This is a genomic window from Pisciglobus halotolerans (assembly GCF_900113675.1).
Lineage (GTDB): Bacteria > Bacillota > Bacilli > Lactobacillales > Carnobacteriaceae > Pisciglobus > Pisciglobus halotolerans.
In genome coordinates, this window is the sequence record NZ_FOQE01000004.1 from 72,869 (window position 1) to 90,975 (window position 18,107).

The following is an 18,107-nucleotide window of genomic DNA, read 5'->3' on the forward strand; positions in this document are numbered from 1 at the left end:
TTGTCCTTATTCCATAAAATTAAGTTCAAATATGAGGAGGAAATTTTCACAATGTCAAAAGAAAAATACGAACGTACAAAACCCCATGTTAACATTGGAACTATTGGACACGTTGACCATGGTAAAACAACTTTAACTGCTGCAATTACAACTGTATTAGCTAAAAAAGGTTTTGCAAGTACTGCACAAGACTACGCTTCAATCGACGGAGCTCCAGAAGAACGCGAACGTGGAATCACGATCTCAACTTCTCACGTTGAATATGAAACTGAAAACCGTCACTACGCTCACGTAGACTGCCCAGGACACGCGGACTATGTTAAAAACATGATCACTGGTGCTGCTCAAATGGACGGAGCTATCTTAGTAGTATCTGCTGCTGATGGTCCAATGCCACAAACACGTGAACACATCCTATTGTCACGCCAAGTTGGTGTTCCATACATCGTTGTTTTCTTAAACAAAGTTGATATGGTTGACGACGAAGAATTATTAGAATTAGTAGAAATGGAAGTTCGTGACTTGTTAACAGAATACGAATTCCCTGGTGATGACACTCCAGTTATTGCTGGTTCTGCTCTTAAAGCTTTAGAAGGCGACGAAGAATACGAAAACAAAATCATGGAATTGATGGATGCTATCGACGAATACATCCCAACTCCACAACGTGACACTGACAAACCATTCATGATGCCAGTCGAAGACGTATTCTCAATCACTGGACGTGGAACAGTTGCTACAGGTCGTGTAGAAGCTGGACAAGTTCGTGTTGGAGATGAAGTTGAAATCGTAGGTATCCACGACACTGGTAAATCAACTGTTACAGGTGTTGAAATGTTCCGTAAAATGTTAGACTACGCTGAAGCTGGAGACAACATTGGTGCTTTGTTACGTGGTATTTCACGTGAAGACATCCAACGTGGTCAAGTTTTAGCTAAACCAGGTTCAATCACTCCGCATACTCAATTTACTGGCGAAGTTTATATCTTGAGCAAAGAAGAAGGCGGACGTCACACTCCATTCTTCGCAAACTATCGCCCACAATTCTACTTCCGTACAACTGACGTAACTGGTGTTATTGAGTTACCAGAAGGTACAGAAATGGTTATGCCTGGAGACAACGTAACAATCAAAGTTGACTTGATCGCTCCAATCGCTTTAGACGAAGGTACTAAATTCACGATTCGTGAAGGTGGACGTACAGTCGGCGCTGGCGTTGTAGCATCTGTTGTTAAATAATTTTTCAAAACAGTTACAATGATTAAAAAAGAGGTTTCTGCTGTGCAAACAGCAGAGCCTCTTTTTTTTAGCTCATTTATCTTTTTGAACTCACTTCATTAAGAATAGGTGGAAGCAAAAGACAAAAATAGGAACGTTATTTTTATTTTTTCTTTTTCTAGCGGTCATTTTTCCAAAAAAACTATGGTAGACTAATGTACAAATAATACTTTTGAGGTGATAGATGTGATAGATTCAAGCGAAATGGATTGGAATAGCTTAGGCTTCGGCTACATTAAAACAGATTTGCGGTACATTTCTTTTTGGAAAGACGGCCATTGGGACGGTGGATCGTTGACAGAAGACAATAAAGTCCATATCAGTGAAGGATCAACTGCTATTCATTATGGACAAACATGTTTTGAAGGGTTAAAAGCTTACCGGACAAAAGATGGAGAAATCAATTTGTTTCGCCCTGATCAAAACGCTGAACGGATGCAGCGGAGTTGTCGTCGTTTGATGATGCCGACGATGCCAACAGAAGTCTTTATTGACGCTTGCAAGCAAGTTGTCAAAGCGAATGAAAAATATCTGCCACCTTATGGAACGGGAGGCACTTTGTATCTACGGCCTTACATGATCGGAGTAGGAGACAATATAGGAGTAAAACCGGCACCGGAATATCTCTTTTCTATTTTCTGTGTACCAGTCGGGCCTTATTTCAAAGGCGGGTTGACACCGACAAACTTTTTGGTTTCTTCTTATGACCGAGCAGCCGGCAATGGAACAGGCGCTGCTAAAGTTGGCGGGAATTATGGCGGTAGTTTGCTGCCAGGAGCTGAAGCGCATCAACGATCATTCAGCGATGCCATTTACTTAGACCCGACAACTCATACAAAAATCGAAGAAGTGGGCTCAGCCAATTTCTTTGGTATTACAAAAGATCATCGCTTTATTACACCTGCTTCCCCATCGATATTGCCGAGCATCACCAAATATTCTTTATTATATTTGGCAAAAGAACGATTGGGAATGGAAGTGAGCGAGACAGATGTCTATGTTGATCAGCTGGATCAATTTGCAGAAGCCGGCGCTTGCGGAACAGCAGCAGTGATATCGCCAATCGGAGGCATCCAAAATGGAGACGACTTCCATGTCTTTTATAGTGAGACTGAAGTTGGACCATGGACTAAAAAGCTTTATGACGAATTGGTCGGCATTCAATATGGAGATGTTGAAGCTCCAGAAGGCTGGATCGAAAAAGTTTAGAGAAAGCTTTCTCTAAACTTTTCTAGTTAGCTATTCTATATCTCATTGCGATTAATGCTTCTTTTATCGCATAGGCGTAATCAAAGAGAAGCCTGACAGCAAAGGGTTCATTGAGGCTTCTATAATTGATGCTTCTATAAAAGAGACGACTTAGTCACAGGAAGAGGTTCTGTGACTAAGTCGCCTTTTTTATTACTGTAACTTGTTCACAGGAGGCGGTTCTGTAAACAAGTCGAGCTCTTTTGTTACAGCAACTTGTTCATAGGAGGCGGTTCTGTGATCAAGTCGAGCTCTTTATTACTGCAACTTGTTCACAGGAAGAGGTTCTGTAAACAAGTCAAGCTCTTTATTACCGTAACTTGTTCACAGGAAGAGGTTCTGTGACCAAGTCGCCTTTTTTATTACTGTAACTTGTTCGTAGGAGGAGGTTCTGTAAATAAGTCGAGTTCTTTATTACTGCAACTTGTTCACAGGAAGAGGTTCTGTGATCAAGTCAAGCTCTTTATTACCGTAACTTGTTTACAGGAAGAGGTTCTGTGATCAAGTCGAGTTCTTTATTGCAGCAACTTGTTCATAGGAGGCGGTTCTGTGATCAAGTCGAGTTCTTTATTATGATAACTTGTTCATAGGCAATACTTCTATGAACAAGTTTTATTGAAAATAGTTCATTTGGTTTAGTAAGAGATAAAAAAAGTGCTATTTTCTGTACTTTCTTACATAAGCTATAAAGCAGATAGAGTAAAGGTAAATAGATGATGACAAAGTAGGGAAAGGACCTTTTTTAGCAAATGATAGTTGGAATGGGACTAGGAAAACAAGAACGAGTAAAAGTAAGCTCTTCAGCTTGATATAAAATAATAGGAATCTATTATTATAGAAGAAACAAGGTAGCCGGCAGCTGGCGGCTACCGTAGAAGAGAAGAAAGATTCATCCTTCTTTGACTCCTTTTTTGTCACATTGAAAGTAGAATAAGAGAGGACAAAAGAAAAAGTTAGAAAATGAAAGCGAAATCAAATAAAAAACAGAAAAAAAGTTGAAAATAATGCGATAAATCAATGAAAAGGGCTTGATTTAAATTTTCAGATTATATATACTGTTAAAGGTGCTGATTTATAGACAGAAATCACATACCCAGGTTTTTATAAAACCAATGGCTAGGAAACGGGAGGTTGCGATACACCCGGCCGCTTTGCCACGGCGAGTGTGTCGGAAATTTTCGTGGAGCAATGTCTACTTTCTAAAATAGGCGAAGGAGGGAAAAAAATGGCAAAACAAAAAATCCGTATCCGTTTGAAAGCATACGAACACCGTACGTTGGATCAATCAGCGGAAAAAATTGTAGAAACAGCAAAAAGAACTGGAGCTAGCGTGTCTGGTCCAATTCCATTGCCAACAGAGAGAAGCGTATATACAGTGATTCGTGCAACTCACAAATATAAAGATTCTCGTGAACAATTTGAAATGCGTACACACAAACGTGTAATCGATATTGTTAACCCAACACCAAAAACTGTTGATGCTTTAACAAAATTAGATTTACCGTCTGGTGTAGATATCGAAATCAAACTATAATAAAAAATAAAAAATTAATGGAGGTGTACTCATGACCAAAGGAATCTTAGGAACAAAAGTAGGGATGACACAAATCTTTAACGAAGCTGGAGAATTAGTTCCAGTAACTGTTATTGAAGCTACGCCAAACGTTGTTTTACAAGTGAAAACAATGGAAAATGATGGCTACGAAGCCGTTCAATTAGGCTACCAAGACATGCGTGAAGTTTTGTCAAATAAACCTGCTAAAGGTCATGTAGCAAAAGCAAATGCTACTCCTAAGCGCTTCATACGTGAATTCAACGATGTCGAGCTGGGAGAATACGAAGTAGGTAAAGAAGTTACAGTGGAAGTCTTCCAAGCTGGAGACAAAGTTGATGTTACGGGGACAACTAAAGGTAAAGGATTCCAAGGCGTTATCAAACGTCATGGACAATCTCGTGGACCAATGGCTCACGGATCTCGTTACCACCGTCGTCCTGGTTCAATGGGTCCCGTTGATCCTAACCGCGTATTTAAACGTAAATTATTGCCAGGTCGTATGGGCGGAAACCGCGTGACGCTTCAAAACCTTGAAATCGTTCGTGTTGACGCTGAAAGAAATGCTATCTTAATCAAAGGTAACGTACCTGGAGCTAAAAAATCCTTAATCCAAATCCAAGCTGCTCGTAAAGCAGTTAAATAAGAATCAGAGAAAGGAGGAGCAAAGGAATGCCAAAAGTAGTCTTATTTAAACAAGATGGTTCACAAAATGGCGAAGTTACATTGAACGATGCGGTCTTCGGCATTGAACCAAACGAAAATGTAGTATACGATGCAATACTTATGCAACGTGCTTCATTGAGACAAGGAACACATAAAGTTAAAAACCGCAGTGCTGTTAGAGGCGGTGGACGCAAACCATGGCGTCAAAAAGGAACTGGACGTGCACGTCAAGGTTCTATCCGTTCTCCACAATGGCGTGGTGGTGGTACAGTATTTGGACCAACTCCTCGTTCATACAGCTACAAACTTCCTAAAAAAGTTCGTCGCTTAGCATTGAAATCTGTACTTTCTTCAAAAGCAGCAGGAGAAGAAGTTGTTATTGTAGATGCATTGAATTTCGATGCACCAAAAACAAAAGAATTCGCACAAGTGTTGAATAACTTAAACGTTGACAAAAAAGTTTTAGTTGTTGTTGAAGACGAAAATGACTTTACTGCATTATCAGCACGTAACCTTCCAGGAGTAAAGGTGATTTCTCCAGTGAACGTTAACGTTCTAGATGTTGTATCTCATGACCAACTGTTATTCACACAAACTGCTCTAACTCAAGTAGAGGAGGCTCTTCAATAATGGAATCACGCGATATTATTTTACGCCCGATCATTACTGAAAAATCTATGCTTGAACAAGATAACAAAAAGTATACTTTTGAAGTAGATACGCGCGCGAACAAGACACATATCAAACAATCGATTGAAGAAATTTTTGGTGTGAAAGTTAAAAACGTGAATATCTTAAACGTACGCGGAAAATTGAAACGTATGGGAAGATATGCCGGCTACACTAAAAAACGTCGTAAAGCAATCGTAACATTAACAGAAGATTCTAAAGATATCGAATTATTTAACGCTGAATAAAGATTCAGACATTCTTAGTAGGAGGGAAAACACGTGGCGATTAAAAAGTATAAACCTACCTCGAATGGTCGTCGTAACATGACAGGTTCAGACTTTTCAGAGATTACAGCAACAACTCCTGAAAAATCATTACTAGAACCAAACAGAAAAACGGCTGGCCGTAACAACAATGGTAGAATCACTGTACGTCATCACGGTGGTGGACACAAACGTAACTACCGTGTAATTGACTTTAAACGTAACAAAGATGATGTTGTCGGCATCGTTAAAACAATCGAATACGATCCAAACCGCTCTGCAAATATTGCTTTGATCCAATATGTAGATGGTGTAAAAACTTACATTTTGGCTCCAGAAGGTTTGCAAGTTGGACAACAAATCCTTTCAGGAGAAAATGCTGATATTAAAACAGGTAACGCATTACCATTAAGCAGCATTCCTGTTGGTACAATGATCCACAATATCGAATTGAAACCTGGAAAAGGCGGCCAATTGGTACGCTCAGCTGGTACAGGCGGTCAAGTTCTAGGTAAAGAAGGAAAATACGTATTGGTACGTCTAGCTTCAGGAGAAGTACGTCAAATCTTGGCTACTTGCCGTGCAACAGTCGGTGAAGTTGGAAACGAACAACACGAATTGATCACAATTGGTAAAGCAGGACGTTCTCGTTGGCAAGGGAAACGCCCAACTGTTCGTGGTTCTGTAATGAACCCTAACGATCACCCACACGGTGGTGGTGAAGGTAAAGCTCCAATCGGACATGCTGGTCCATTAACACCTTGGGGTAAACCTGCTCTAGGATTGAAAACACGTAACAGCAAAGCAAGATCTAATAAACACATCGTACGTCGTCGTAAAAAATAAACCAAGGAAAGTTGATACGCTCAGCTTTCCACTTATCTGGAAGGAGGTTCAAGCATGGGTCGTAGTCTTAAAAAAGGACCTTTTGTCGATGAACACTTGATGAAAAAAGTTCAAGAACAAGCAAGCAATGATAAGAAAACCGTGATCAAAACATGGTCACGTCGTTCAACAATTTTCCCTAACTTTATAGGGCACACAATCGCTGTATATGATGGACGGAAACATGTACCAGTTTATGTTCAAGAAGACATGGTAGGACACAAACTAGGCGAGTTCGCACCAACAAGAACTTTCCGTGGTCACACAGCAGATGACAGAAAAACGAATCGTTAATAATTGAGGGGAGGATTAACTCATGCCAGAACAAATCACAGCAGCTAAAGCAACTGCGAAAACTGTTCGTATCGCACCTCGAAAGGTTCGTTTAGTTGTCGATCTTATTAGAGGTAAAAGCGTTGGTGAAGCTATTTCAATTTTGAACTTCACACCGCGCTCAGCTTCACCTGAAGTTGAAAAAGTATTAAAATCTGCCATTGCAAATGCAGAACACAACTACGATTTAGACGTAGCAGACCTGGTTGTAAGCGAAGCTTATGTCAACGAAGGACCAACGATGAAACGTTTCCGTCCACGTGCAAAAGGTTCAGCTTCACCAATTATGAAACGCACAAGCCACATTACGATCGTGGTATCAGAAAAGAAGGAGGGATAATCTGTGGGTCAAAAAATTAATCCAAAGGGATTACGTGTCGGCATCATCCGTGACTGGGACTCAAGATGGTACGCTGAGAAAAACTATGGCGAATTATTGATTGAAGATATCGATATCCGTAACTTCCTAGAAAACAAATTAAGCGAAGCTTCTGTTTCATTGATTGAAATCGAACGCGCTGCAAATCGCATCAACATCTCAATCCACACAGCTAAACCAGGTATGGTTATTGGTAAAGGTGGTTCTGAAGTAGATGCATTACGTAAAGAACTAAACAAATTAACAGGCAAACGAGTTCACATCAACATCGTGGAAATCAAAAAACCTGACTTAGATGCAAAATTAGTCGGCGAAGGAATTGCACGTCAACTTGAAAACCGTGTAGCTTTCCGTCGTGCTCAAAAACAAGCTATCCAACGCACAATGCGCGCTGGAGCGAAAGGAATCAAAACTCAAGTTTCTGGTCGTTTGAACGGTGCAGATATCGCTCGTAGCGAAAGCTACTCAGAAGGAACTGTTCCATTGCACACATTGCGTGCAGATATCGACTATGCATGGGTAGAAGCAGATACAACTTATGGTAAATTAGGCGTTAAAGTTTGGATTTACCGTGGCGAAATCTTGCCTACCAAAAAGAATACTGAGAAAGGAGGGAAATAATCATGTTAGTACCTAAACGTGTAAAACACCGTCGTGAATTTAGAGGAAAAATGCGCGGTGAAGCTAAAGGCGGAAAAGAAGTATCTTACGGAGAATACGGCTTACAAGCTGTTGAATCTCACTGGATCACAAACCGTCAAATCGAAGCTTCTCGTATCGCTATGACTCGTTACATGAAACGTGGTGGGAAAGTATGGATCAAAATTTTCCCTCACAAATCTTATACATCAAAAGCAATCGGAGTTCGTATGGGATCTGGTAAAGGTGCTCCTGAAGGCTGGGTAGCCCCAGTTAAACGCGGCAAAATCATGTTTGAAGTTGCCGGTGTTCCTGAAGAAGTCGCTCGTGAAGCATTACGTCTTGCTTCTCACAAATTGCCAATTAAAACGAAGATTGTAAAACGTGAAGAAATTGGTGGTGAATCGAATGAAGGCTAATGAACTTAAAGACTTATCCACTTCTGAAATGATTGAAAAAGAGAAAGAATACAAAGACGAATTATTCAATCTACGATTCCAATTGGCTACTGGCCAATTAGAGAATACTGCTCGATTAAAAGAAGTACGCAAATCGATCGCACGTATCAAAACTGCGCTGCGTCAAGCTGAACTAAAAAAATAGTTGATCGGTAAAGGAGGTCACTAGCGAATGAGTGAAGAACGTAATGAACGTAAAGTTTACCAAGGACGCGTTGTATCTGACAAAATGGATAAAACGATCGTTGTTCAGATCGATACTCAAAAACAACACCCGACTGTTGGTAAACGTATGAAATACTCAAAAAAATATAAAGCGCATGATGAAAAAAATGAAGCGAAGATCGGCGATATCGTAAGAATTATGGAAACTCGTCCTTTGTCAGCTTCAAAACATTTCCGCTTAATCGAAATTGTAGAAAAAGCTGTTATTATCTAATAGAACTATAAAAACAGGCTAATTCCGGAAGGAGGATACGAAAGTGATCCAATCAGAAAGTCGTTTAAAAGTTGCTGACAACTCCGGAGCACGTGAAGTACTTACTATTAAAGTGCTAGGTGGATCTGGACGCAAGACAGCCAACATTGGTGACGTGATTGTTGCGACGGTCAAAAGTGCAACACCAGGTGGCGTTGTCAAAAAAGGTGAAGTTGTCAAAGCTGTAATCGTACGTACAAAATCAGGAGCTCGTCGTACTGACGGCTCATACATCAAATTTGATGAAAATGCATGCGTCATTATCCGTGACGATAAGAGTCCTCGTGGAACTCGTATCTTTGGACCTGTTGCTCGCGAATTGCGTGACAACAACTACATGAAGATCGTTTCATTGGCTCCAGAAGTATTGTAATTATCAACCATCCATGAAGGAGGTGCGAGAAAAACATGTTCATTAAAACAGGAGATAAAGTTAAAGTTATCGCTGGTAAAGACAAAGGAAAAGAAGGCGTCGTAGCCTCTGTTTTCCCTAAGAAAAATCGTGTTGTTGTAGAAGGCGTGAACGTGGTGAAAAAACACCAAAAACCTACTGCCTTTGGAGCAACTGGTGGAATCGTTGAAGTTGAAGCACCTATTGACGCTTCAAACGTTATGCTGATCGATGCAACGACTGGTGAACCAACACGTGTTGGATTCAAAGTTGTAGACGGCAAAAAAGTACGTGTTTCTAAAAAAACCGGTGAAGTTTTAAACTAATAAAAGACTAAGGAAGGAGGGACAAACTTCATGAACCGCCTTAAAGAAAAATATACTAACGAAGTTTCATCTTCTATGATGGAAAAATTTGGATACAAATCAATCATGCAAGTACCAAAAATTGACAAGATCGTAATCAATATGGGTGTTGGTGATGCTGTATCAAACTCAAAAAATCTAGACAAAGCAGTTGCTGAACTAGAAGTTATTTCTGGTCAAAAACCAGTTATCACAAAAGCTAAGAAATCAATTGCTGGCTTCCGTTTGCGTGAAGGTATGCCAATTGGTACAAAAGTTACTTTACGTGGAGAAAGAATGTACGATTTCCTAGATAAATTGGTTTCTGTTTCTCTTCCTCGTGTACGTGACTTCCACGGCGTAAGCTCAAAAGCTTTCGACGGACGTGGAAACTACACTTTGGGAGTTAAAGAACAATTGATCTTCCCTGAAGTAGACTATGATATGGTCGACAAAGTTCGTGGAATGGATATCGTAATTGTAACAACAGCTAACACTGATGAAGAATCAAGAGAATTATTGAAACAACTTGGAATGCCATTCCAAAAATAAGCTATAGGAGGCGAAGATAGTGGCTAAAAAATCTCAGATTGCTAAAAACAAACGCCCTGCTAAATTCTCAACTCAAGAATATACACGTTGTGAACGTTGTGGACGTCCACATTCTGTTTACCGCAAATTCAAACTTTGCCGTATCTGCATTCGCGAACTTGCCTACAAAGGGGAAATCCCAGGCATGAAGAAAGCAAGCTGGTAATTAGAAATTCGTATAAAGGAGGCTAAAATCAATGGTCATGACAGATCCAATCGCAGACTTTCTAACACGTGTGCGTAATGCAAACACTGCAAAACACGCATCATTTGAAGCACCTGCGTCTAAAATTAAAAAAGACATTGCTGACATCTTGAAAAGCGAAGGCTTCATTAAAGATGTTGAACTTGTTGAAGATGACAAACAAGGCATGATTCGTGTGTTCTTAAAATACGGACAAAACGAAGAGCGTGTTATTACAGGTTTGAAACGTATTTCAAAACCAGGCTTGCGTGTATATGCTAAGGCTGGCGATGTACCTAAAGTACTTAACGGACTAGGTATTGCAATCGTCTCAACATCTGAAGGTGTTATCACAGACAAAGAAGCTCGTGCCAAAAACGTTGGTGGAGAAATCTTAGCTTACGTTTGGTAATAGAATAAGATAAATAAGGAGGTGCCTTGCTGTGAGCCGTATTGGTAATAAAATCATTACGCTTCCTGCTGGAGTCGAAATTGCTCAAAACGGGAATGTAGTAACTGTTAAAGGACCCAAAGGAGAACTAAGTCGCGAGATCGATTCACGGATTACGATGAATGTTTCGGACAACGAAGTTTCTTTTGATCGTCCAAATGAAAGCAAAGAAATGCGCACAATCCACGGAACAACTCGTGCAAACGTGAATAACATGGTTGTAGGAGTAACTGAAGGTTTCGAAAAATCACTAGAAATGATCGGTGTTGGATACCGTGCTCAATTACAAGGAAACAAACTTGTATTAAACGTTGGGTTGTCTCACCCAGTTGAATTTACACCAGAAGAAGGATTATCAGTTGAAGTTCCAAAACCAACAACGATCCTTGTTAAAGGTGCAAATAAAGAACATGTTGGCGAATTAGCTGCTAACATCCGTGGCGTACGCCCACCAGAACCTTATAAAGGTAAAGGGATCCGCTACACAGACGAATACGTTCGTCGTAAAGAAGGTAAAACCGGTAAATAATCTTTCTAAAAGGGTAGTAAAGATGATAAGATCTATTACTTCCCCGATTAGATTGTTAACAGCCTGTAAAATAGCTTAATACGCTATAATAAAATAAAGAGGTGACAATTGTGATTTCAAAACCAGACAAAAACAAAGTGCGTTTGAAAAAACATGCACGTGTGCGTTCTAAAATTTCTGGTACTGCTGAGTGCCCACGCTTGAACGTTTTCCGTTCCAATAAAAACATCTACGCTCAAATCATTGATGACGTAGCGGGTGTAACGCTAGCAAGTGCATCTACATTAGATAAAGAAGTTTCAGGCGAAACAAAAACAGAACAAGCATCTGCTGTCGGCAAATTAGTTGCTGAACGCGCTGCTGCAAAAGAAATTAAAGAAGTAGTCTTTGACCGTGGTGGATACCTTTACCATGGCCGCGTTGCCGCTTTAGCTGAAGCTGCTCGCGAAAATGGACTAGAATTCTAGAAAAAGGAGGAAAACCACACAATGGTAAACATTGACCCAAGCACTATGGAATTAGAAGACCGTGTTGTTACAATCAACCGTGTAACAAAAGTTGTTAAAGGTGGACGTCGTTTACGCTTTGCTGCTTTAGTCGTTGTTGGAGACAAAAACGGACATGTCGGATTTGGTACTGGTAAAGCTCAAGAAGTTCCAGAAGCTATCCGTAAAGCTATCGAAGCTGCTAAAAAGAATTTGATTGAAGTACCAATTGCTGGTTCTACTGTTCCTCATGAAGTAATCGGACGTTACAGTGGTGGAAACATCTTGATCAAACCTGCTGTTGAAGGTTCTGGGGTTTCTGCTGGCGGACCAGTTCGTGCCGTATTGGAACTTGCAGGCGTTCTTGACGTAACAAGTAAATCAATCGGTTCAAGCACACCAATCAACATGGTACGCGCAACAATCAATGGTTTAGAACAATTGAAACGCGTTGAAGATGTTGCTAAACTTCGCGGAAAATCTGTCGAAGAAATCTTAGGATAAGAGGAGGACAATAAGAAATGGCTCAGTTAGAAATTACTTTAAAACGCAGCGTTATCGGACGTCCTCAAAATCAAATCAAAACAGCTCGCGCTTTAGGTTTGAAAAAAACAAACAGCACAGTTGTTAAACCTGCCAATGATGCCATCAAAGGCATGGTTAAGACGATTTCACATTTAGTGGACGTTAAAGAAGTATAATCAATTCTATTTTTAGAATGTGTAAGATTTAAATTGAAGGAGGTGCCCAATCTAATGAAACTTCATGAATTAAAACCTGCAGAAGGTTCTCGTAAAGTACGCAATCGTGTAGGTCGCGGAACTTCATCTGGCAATGGTAAGACTTCAGGTCGTGGTCAAAAAGGACAAAAAGCACGTTCAGGCGGTGGTGTACGTCTTGGGTTCGAAGGTGGACAAACACCATTATTCAGAACTTTACCAAAACGTGGATTTACAAACATCAACCGTAAAGAATACGCTGTTGTTAATCTTGACTCATTAAATCGCTTCGAAGATGGTTCTGAAGTAACACCAGCTTTACTTGTTGAATCAGGTGTTATCAAAGACGAAAAATCTGGAATCAAAGTGCTAGGAAACGGTCAATTAGAACGTAAATTGACAGTGAAAGCAAATAAATTCTCCCAATCAGCAAAAGCAGCGATCGAAGCTGCTGGCGGTTCTGTTGAGGTGATCTAATGTTCAAAACAATCAAAGACGCTTTAAGAGATAAGGAAATTAGAAGTCGAGTTTTATTTACACTCGGGATTTTGATTCTTTTTCGCCTAGGAGCTCACATTACGGTTCCTGGCGTAAATGCTTCCGCATTAGGCAACTTGGCATCTTCAGGATTGTTTGGGCTATTGAATACTTTTGGAGGAGGAGCACTAAGCAGTTACTCGATATTTGCTTTAGGTGTCTCTCCTTATATTACTGCTTCAATCGTTATTCAGCTGCTGCAAATGGATATCATTCCTATTTTCACTGAATGGGCTGATCAAGGAGAAGTGGGACGAAGAAAACTGAATCAAGCTACGCGGTATTTGACCATCGCTTTGGCTTTTGTACAAGCTATTGGGATCTCATACGGCTTTAATGCTTTAACTGGGGCTGGTTTGATCAATGATCCAAGTTCAACCACTTATCTTTCGATCGCTTTGATTTTAACGGCTGGTACCATGTTGGTTCTGTGGCTAGCTGAACTGATCACAGTTCATGGCTTTGGAAATGGTACATCTATGATCATCTTTGCAGGGATCGTAGCACGTATTCCAACAGATATCGCAAATTTCTACAGTTCAGAAATCCGGAATGCCGGAGATCAAGTTTTACAAGCCATCTTATTTACGGTTGCTGTAGTACTTGTGTTGATTCTGATGATTATTATCGTGATCTATATGGAAAACTCGCGCCGCAAAATTCCTGTACAGTATTCAAAACGTGTATCAGCTTCTGAGCAAAGTGCGCATATTCCATTGAAAGTCAACTCTGCTGGGGTTATCCCCGTCATTTTTGCAAGCTCCTTTATTATGACGCCGCAAACCATTCTTGGTTTCTTTGCGCAAAATTATTCAGGTGCTCAATGGTATAAGGTACTGAATTCCATTTTCAATCTGCAAGAGCCGATCGGTGCAGCACTTTATTTGATTCTGATTGTGGCATTTACTTATTTCTATGCCTTTATTCAGGTCAACCCAGAAAAAGTAGCTGAAAATCTGCAGAAACAAAGTGGATACATTCCAAGCGTGCGTCCTGGCAAGCCAACACAAGATTTCTTATCAAAACTGCTTACTCGTTTGAGTACAGTGGGTGCTCTTTACTTAGGTATTATCGCAATCGTACCGATCGTAGCATCTAATTTGTGGAACTTGCCTTCATCTATTGCACTTAGTGGAACAAGCTTACTGATCGTTGTCGGTGTAGCTTTAGATACGATGAGACAATTAGAAGGACAAGCTGTTAAACAAAGTTACAAAGGCTTTATCCAATAAGAAGAACGTGTTGAGGGCTTTCCTCAGCACTGATTCTTTACATGAAGGAGGAAAATGATGAATCTCATTTTAATGGGACTTCCTGGAGCAGGTAAAGGAACACAGGCAGAACAAATCGTTGATGCTTATGGTATTCCTCATATTTCCACAGGAGACATGTTCCGGGCTGCAGTCGAAAAAGAAACCGAATTGGGCCTGAAAGCCAAAACCTATATGGATGCTGGTAATTTGGTGCCTGACGAGATCACTAACGGCATCGTACGTGAACGTCTTTCAGAACCAGATACTGACAAAGGATTTCTTCTTGATGGTTTTCCAAGAACTTTAGTACAAGCTGAAGCATTGGAAGACATCACGAATGATATCAACAAACCAATCGATGCTGTGATTTACATTGAAGTAAATCCAGACATTTTAATGGAAAGATTGACCGGACGTTTTATTTGTAAAAATTGTGGCGCAACTTACCACAAGATCAATAAACCAACTAAAGTTCCTGGTGTTTGTGATCGCTGCGGCGGAACAGAATTCTACCAAAGAGAAGACGACAAACCAGAAACTGTTGCTAACCGGATCAAGGTAAACACTGAATTAACAGAACCTCTATTAAGTTTTTATAGAGAGCGCAATGTTTTATATACCGTCAACGGTGAAGATGATGTAAAAGATGTCTTCAAAGATGTTCAAGGTATTATTGAAAAAACAAATTAATTTTCTTTCCAGCTGTCCATTTCATCTTTGGACTTCAAGAGACCCATCAGATCAACTCAACATTGTGTCGATGATGACAAGCGAAACCTTGTTTAAAAGTATTGCTAATCTAAAAAGACTGTGATATAATTTTACGGGTATCGATTCTCGATGCTTTTCGTTAGTTGTAGGACATGAATAAGTTAAGATGAATCAAAAGTGGGGGCTGAGAAATGCGCTCACTGTTTATCGCGTTTGAAGCGAAACAAACTTAAGGAGGTACAAGGCGTGGCGAAAGACGATGTCATTGAAATAGAAGGAACAGTCGTTGAAACTTTGCCAAATGCAATGTTTAAAGTGGAACTTGAAAATGGCCATATTGTGTTGGCGCATGTTTCCGGAAAAATTCGCATGAACTACATTCGAATCTTGCCGGGAGATAAAGTTACTGTTGAGTTATCTCCATACGATCTCAGTCGTGGACGTATCACTTATCGCTTTAAATAGTTGCACTCCGTCAATAAAATAGGAGGGTTAGTTCATGAAAGTAAGACCATCAGTTAAAAAGATTTGTGACAAATGTAAAATCATCCGTCGTAATGGTCGGGTAATGGTTATTTGTGAAAATCCAAAACATAAACAACGTCAAGGATAATAAAAAATTAGGAGGTGTAATTGTAATGGCTCGTATTGCAGGTGTAGATATTCCACGTGACAAACGTGTAGTAATTTCTCTAACTTATATATATGGAATCGGTAAAAACACTGCTCAACAAGTATTAGCAGCAGCTGACGTATCCGAAGATATTCGTGTACGTGAATTAACAAATGATCAATTAGACGCTATCCGTGCAGAAGTGGATAAATTGAAAGTTGAAGGTGACTTACGTCGTGAAGTTAACCAAAACATCAAACGTTTAATCGATATCGGCTCATACCGAGGCATGCGTCATCGTCGCGGCTTGCCAGTTCGTGGACAAAACACGAAAAACAACGCTCGCACACGCAAAGGCCCAGCTAAGGCAATTGCAGGTAAGAAAAAATAATCAGTAAGTAAGGAGGTAAACCTTAATGGCTAGAAAAGTTCAACGCAGACGTCGTACAAAAAAGAATATTGAAAGTGGAGTAGCTCATATCCGTTCTACTTTTAACAATACTATTGTCATGATTACAGATACTCATGGTAATGCTATTTCATGGTCTTCAGCAGGAGCATCGGGCTTCCGCGGATCAAAAAAATCAACTCCATTTGCAGCTCAATTGGCCGCTGAAACAGCAGCTAAAACAAGCATGGAAAATGGTATGAAAACTGTAGAAGTTACAGTTAAAGGACCTGGTTCCGGTCGTGAAGCTGCTATTCGTTCTTTACAAGCAGCAGGATTAGAAGTTACAGCTATTCGTGACGTAACACCAATCCCTCATAATGGATGCCGCCCTCCAAAACGCCGTCGTGTTTAATTGAGAGCTGCTTCGTTTTGTAGGTTTGCACTCAGTAACATGAACTTAACGTTTTGAAAGGGGTAAAAAGCAGAATGATCGAAATTGAAAAACCAAAAATTGAAACGATTGAGATCAGCGATGATGCCAAGTTTGGTAAATTCGTTGTAGAGCCGCTTGAACGTGGGTATGGCACAACGTTAGGGAATTCCCTTCGTCGTATATTATTGTCTTCTCTCCCAGGGGCAGCCGTAACAAGTATTCAAATTGATGGTATTTTACATGAATTTTCTACTGTTGATGGTGTTGTTGAAGACGTCACAGCAATCATTTTAAACTTAAAAAAACTGGCAATCAAATTGTATTCTGAAGAAGATAAAACAATTGAAATCGATGTAAAAGGTCCAGCAGTTGTTACAGCCGCTGACATTATTTATGATAGCGATGTTGAAATCTTAAACCCTGATTTGTACATTTGTACAGTAGCAGAAGGCGGACATTTCCATGTTCGAATGAATGCTAAAAAAGGTAGAGGATACACCAGAGCTGAATATAATAAACAAGACGATATGCCAATCGGTGTATTGCCAATCGACTCAATTTACACCCCAGTTAGTCGTGTGAACTATCAAGTAGAAAATACTCGAGTGGGTCAAAAGGATACTTTTGACAAACTGACACTTGATGTATGGACAAATGGTTCAATCAGTCCTGAAGAAGCTGTTAGCTTGGCTGGTCGGATTTTAATTGAACATTTGAACATCTTTGTAAATCTTACCGATGAGACACGTAAAGTGGAAATCATGGTAGAAAAAGAAGAAACTCAAAAAGAAAAGAAACTCGAAATGACGATTGAAGAGCTTGATTTATCTGTACGTTCATACAACTGTTTGAAACGTGCCGGCATCAATACCGTTCAGGAATTGACTGATAAATCTGAAGCTGAAATGATTAAGGTACGTAACCTTGGCCGCAAATCTCTTGAAGAAGTGAAACATAAACTATCTGAATTAGATCTGCACTTGCGTCAAGAAGACTAGTACTGTATCAAAGGAGGAAATAGCACAATGGGTTACCGCAAATTAGGACGTACAAGTTCACAACGTAAAGCAATGCTACGCGACTTAACTTCTGATCTAATCATTAACGAACGTATTGTGACAACTGAAGCTCGCGCGAAAGAAGTACGCAAAACAGCTGAAAAAATGATTACTTTAGGAAAACGCGGCGATTTGCATGCTCGTCGTCAAGCAGCAGCATTTGTTCGCAATGAAATTGCTTCTGTTAAGGAAGAAGAAGATGCAATTGTTGTAGAATCAGCTTTACAAAAATTGTTTGATGATATTGCACCACGTTATACTGAACGTCAAGGTGGATATACACGCATTTTGAAAACTGAAAACCGTCGTGGAGATGGTGCACCAATGGTCGTTTTAGAATTAGTTTAATTTGACCGTTGAAAAGAGGGTGTCCGCTTTAAAGAGATGCAGAAGCAAACGTAAATAAACGACGTTCACTTTATTAGATGTATGAACAGAGTGTTACGATGATGGAAAACAATTAAAAAATTTCCGAGTCTAGCTCTAAACTTCTTCTGGGAAGATTGCTCTTTCCAGAGGAGGTACATTCATCAATTAAAGTGATTTTTTTTTACTTTAAAATAAGA

31 protein-coding genes are annotated in these 18,107 nt (G+C 40.0%); all 31 read left to right on the forward strand.

The features are described 5' to 3' along the window. Nucleotides 1-51 precede the first annotated feature (51 nt). Complete coding sequence (gene tuf / locus BM057_RS02400) at nucleotides 52-1,239, forward strand: elongation factor Tu (protein WP_092091270.1); 1,188 nt, start codon at nucleotides 52-54, stop codon at nucleotides 1,237-1,239. Nucleotides 1,240-1,482: 243 nt separating this feature from the next. Next, entirely contained in the window at nucleotides 1,483-2,487 is a 1,005-nt protein-coding gene (locus BM057_RS02405; RefSeq protein ID WP_092091318.1) for a branched-chain amino acid aminotransferase, read from the forward strand. A gap of 1,264 nt (nucleotides 2,488-3,751) precedes the next feature. Then, complete coding sequence (rpsJ, locus tag BM057_RS02410; RefSeq protein WP_047393172.1) at nucleotides 3,752-4,060, forward strand: 30S ribosomal protein S10; 309 nt, start codon at nucleotides 3,752-3,754, stop codon at nucleotides 4,058-4,060. Between the two features lie 31 nt (nucleotides 4,061-4,091). After that, nucleotides 4,092-4,724, forward strand: coding sequence for a 50S ribosomal protein L3 (gene rplC / locus BM057_RS02415; protein ID WP_047393175.1), 633 nt, complete (start codon nucleotides 4,092-4,094; stop codon nucleotides 4,722-4,724). Nucleotides 4,725-4,750: 26 nt separating this feature from the next. Next, on the forward strand, nucleotides 4,751-5,374 hold the full coding sequence (gene rplD, locus BM057_RS02420; RefSeq protein ID WP_047393178.1) for a 50S ribosomal protein L4: 624 nt from the start codon (nucleotides 4,751-4,753) through the stop codon (nucleotides 5,372-5,374). Next, entirely contained in the window at nucleotides 5,374-5,661 is a 288-nt protein-coding gene (gene rplW / locus BM057_RS02425) for a 50S ribosomal protein L23 (protein WP_092091272.1), read from the forward strand. Before rplD ends, rplW begins: the two co-directional genes overlap by 1 nt. Nucleotides 5,662-5,694: 33 nt before the next feature. After that, the gene (gene rplB / locus BM057_RS02430) at nucleotides 5,695-6,525 is read left to right on the forward strand and encodes a 50S ribosomal protein L2 (protein ID WP_092091274.1); all 831 of its coding nucleotides are present in this window, start codon (nucleotides 5,695-5,697) and stop codon (nucleotides 6,523-6,525) included. 54 nt (nucleotides 6,526-6,579) lie between these two features. Then, on the forward strand, nucleotides 6,580-6,858 hold the full coding sequence (rpsS, locus tag BM057_RS02435) for a 30S ribosomal protein S19 (RefSeq protein WP_047393185.1): 279 nt from the start codon (nucleotides 6,580-6,582) through the stop codon (nucleotides 6,856-6,858). Nucleotides 6,859-6,880: 22 nt separating this feature from the next. Then, the gene (gene rplV / locus BM057_RS02440; RefSeq protein WP_047393188.1) at nucleotides 6,881-7,237 is read left to right on the forward strand and encodes a 50S ribosomal protein L22; all 357 of its coding nucleotides are present in this window, start codon (nucleotides 6,881-6,883) and stop codon (nucleotides 7,235-7,237) included. A gap of 3 nt (nucleotides 7,238-7,240) precedes the next feature. Continuing rightward, nucleotides 7,241-7,897 (forward strand): 30S ribosomal protein S3, encoded by a 657-nt coding sequence (gene rpsC / locus BM057_RS02445; protein WP_047393190.1) that lies wholly within the window; start codon nucleotides 7,241-7,243, stop codon nucleotides 7,895-7,897. A gap of 2 nt (nucleotides 7,898-7,899) precedes the next feature. Beyond that, nucleotides 7,900-8,334: a 50S ribosomal protein L16 gene (gene rplP / locus BM057_RS02450; RefSeq protein WP_047393193.1), complete on the forward strand. Its 435-nt coding sequence runs from the start codon at nucleotides 7,900-7,902 to the stop codon at nucleotides 8,332-8,334. After that, on the forward strand, nucleotides 8,324-8,518 hold the full coding sequence (rpmC, locus tag BM057_RS02455; RefSeq protein WP_047393195.1) for a 50S ribosomal protein L29: 195 nt from the start codon (nucleotides 8,324-8,326) through the stop codon (nucleotides 8,516-8,518). Before rplP ends, rpmC begins: the two co-directional genes overlap by 11 nt. A gap of 27 nt (nucleotides 8,519-8,545) precedes the next feature. Further along, entirely contained in the window at nucleotides 8,546-8,812 is a 267-nt protein-coding gene (gene rpsQ, locus BM057_RS02460; RefSeq protein WP_047393198.1) for a 30S ribosomal protein S17, read from the forward strand. Between the two features lie 43 nt (nucleotides 8,813-8,855). Beyond that, nucleotides 8,856-9,224: a 50S ribosomal protein L14 gene (gene rplN, locus BM057_RS02465; protein WP_047393200.1), complete on the forward strand. Its 369-nt coding sequence runs from the start codon at nucleotides 8,856-8,858 to the stop codon at nucleotides 9,222-9,224. A gap of 35 nt (nucleotides 9,225-9,259) precedes the next feature. Then, complete coding sequence (gene rplX / locus BM057_RS02470) at nucleotides 9,260-9,568, forward strand: 50S ribosomal protein L24 (RefSeq protein ID WP_047393203.1); 309 nt, start codon at nucleotides 9,260-9,262, stop codon at nucleotides 9,566-9,568. Nucleotides 9,569-9,598: 30 nt separating this feature from the next. Next, entirely contained in the window at nucleotides 9,599-10,138 is a 540-nt protein-coding gene (gene rplE, locus BM057_RS02475; protein ID WP_047393206.1) for a 50S ribosomal protein L5, read from the forward strand. Between the two features lie 19 nt (nucleotides 10,139-10,157). Then, nucleotides 10,158-10,343 (forward strand): type Z 30S ribosomal protein S14, encoded by a 186-nt coding sequence (locus BM057_RS02480; RefSeq protein ID WP_047393211.1) that lies wholly within the window; start codon nucleotides 10,158-10,160, stop codon nucleotides 10,341-10,343. A 31-nt stretch (nucleotides 10,344-10,374) separates the two neighbouring features. Continuing rightward, entirely contained in the window at nucleotides 10,375-10,773 is a 399-nt protein-coding gene (gene rpsH, locus BM057_RS02485) for a 30S ribosomal protein S8 (RefSeq protein WP_047393214.1), read from the forward strand. Between the two features lie 31 nt (nucleotides 10,774-10,804). Beyond that, nucleotides 10,805-11,341: a 50S ribosomal protein L6 gene (gene rplF / locus BM057_RS02490; RefSeq protein ID WP_047393216.1), complete on the forward strand. Its 537-nt coding sequence runs from the start codon at nucleotides 10,805-10,807 to the stop codon at nucleotides 11,339-11,341. A gap of 110 nt (nucleotides 11,342-11,451) precedes the next feature. Beyond that, a complete protein-coding gene (rplR, locus tag BM057_RS02495; protein WP_047393219.1) occupies nucleotides 11,452-11,808 on the forward strand; it encodes a 50S ribosomal protein L18 in 357 nt (118 codons plus the stop codon). Between the two features lie 21 nt (nucleotides 11,809-11,829). After that, nucleotides 11,830-12,330, forward strand: a complete 501-nt coding sequence (gene rpsE, locus BM057_RS02500; protein ID WP_047393222.1) for a 30S ribosomal protein S5 — start codon at nucleotides 11,830-11,832, stop codon at nucleotides 12,328-12,330. Between the two features lie 17 nt (nucleotides 12,331-12,347). Continuing rightward, nucleotides 12,348-12,527: a 50S ribosomal protein L30 gene (gene rpmD, locus BM057_RS02505; protein WP_047393225.1), complete on the forward strand. Its 180-nt coding sequence runs from the start codon at nucleotides 12,348-12,350 to the stop codon at nucleotides 12,525-12,527. Nucleotides 12,528-12,581: 54 nt separating this feature from the next. Continuing rightward, nucleotides 12,582-13,022 carry a 50S ribosomal protein L15 gene (rplO, locus tag BM057_RS02510; RefSeq protein ID WP_047393227.1) on the forward strand — a complete coding sequence of 147 codons (441 nt, stop codon included), beginning with the start codon at nucleotides 12,582-12,584 and terminating at the stop codon, nucleotides 13,020-13,022. Continuing rightward, nucleotides 13,022-14,314, forward strand: coding sequence for a preprotein translocase subunit SecY (secY, locus tag BM057_RS02515; protein ID WP_092091276.1), 1,293 nt, complete (start codon nucleotides 13,022-13,024; stop codon nucleotides 14,312-14,314). The genes rplO and secY overlap by 1 nt, the downstream gene beginning before the upstream one ends. A 57-nt stretch (nucleotides 14,315-14,371) precedes the next feature. Next, the gene (locus tag BM057_RS02520; RefSeq protein ID WP_047393231.1) at nucleotides 14,372-15,025 is read left to right on the forward strand and encodes an adenylate kinase; all 654 of its coding nucleotides are present in this window, start codon (nucleotides 14,372-14,374) and stop codon (nucleotides 15,023-15,025) included. 267 nt (nucleotides 15,026-15,292) lie between these two features. After that, a complete protein-coding gene (gene infA / locus BM057_RS02525; RefSeq protein ID WP_047393233.1) occupies nucleotides 15,293-15,511 on the forward strand; it encodes a translation initiation factor IF-1 in 219 nt (72 codons plus the stop codon). A gap of 34 nt (nucleotides 15,512-15,545) precedes the next feature. Beyond that, nucleotides 15,546-15,659: a 50S ribosomal protein L36 gene (gene rpmJ / locus BM057_RS02530; protein WP_047393235.1), complete on the forward strand. Its 114-nt coding sequence runs from the start codon at nucleotides 15,546-15,548 to the stop codon at nucleotides 15,657-15,659. A 25-nt stretch (nucleotides 15,660-15,684) separates the two neighbouring features. Continuing rightward, nucleotides 15,685-16,050, forward strand: a complete 366-nt coding sequence (gene rpsM / locus BM057_RS02535; protein ID WP_047393238.1) for a 30S ribosomal protein S13 — start codon at nucleotides 15,685-15,687, stop codon at nucleotides 16,048-16,050. A gap of 25 nt (nucleotides 16,051-16,075) precedes the next feature. Continuing rightward, nucleotides 16,076-16,462 carry a 30S ribosomal protein S11 gene (gene rpsK / locus BM057_RS02540; RefSeq protein ID WP_092091278.1) on the forward strand — a complete coding sequence of 129 codons (387 nt, stop codon included), beginning with the start codon at nucleotides 16,076-16,078 and terminating at the stop codon, nucleotides 16,460-16,462. Nucleotides 16,463-16,536: 74 nt separating this feature from the next. Beyond that, nucleotides 16,537-17,481 carry a DNA-directed RNA polymerase subunit alpha gene (locus BM057_RS02545; RefSeq protein ID WP_047393243.1) on the forward strand — a complete coding sequence of 315 codons (945 nt, stop codon included), beginning with the start codon at nucleotides 16,537-16,539 and terminating at the stop codon, nucleotides 17,479-17,481. Between the two features lie 27 nt (nucleotides 17,482-17,508). Beyond that, nucleotides 17,509-17,889: a 50S ribosomal protein L17 gene (gene rplQ, locus BM057_RS02550; protein WP_047393244.1), complete on the forward strand. Its 381-nt coding sequence runs from the start codon at nucleotides 17,509-17,511 to the stop codon at nucleotides 17,887-17,889. The last annotated feature ends 218 nt before the right edge of the window (nucleotides 17,890-18,107 follow it).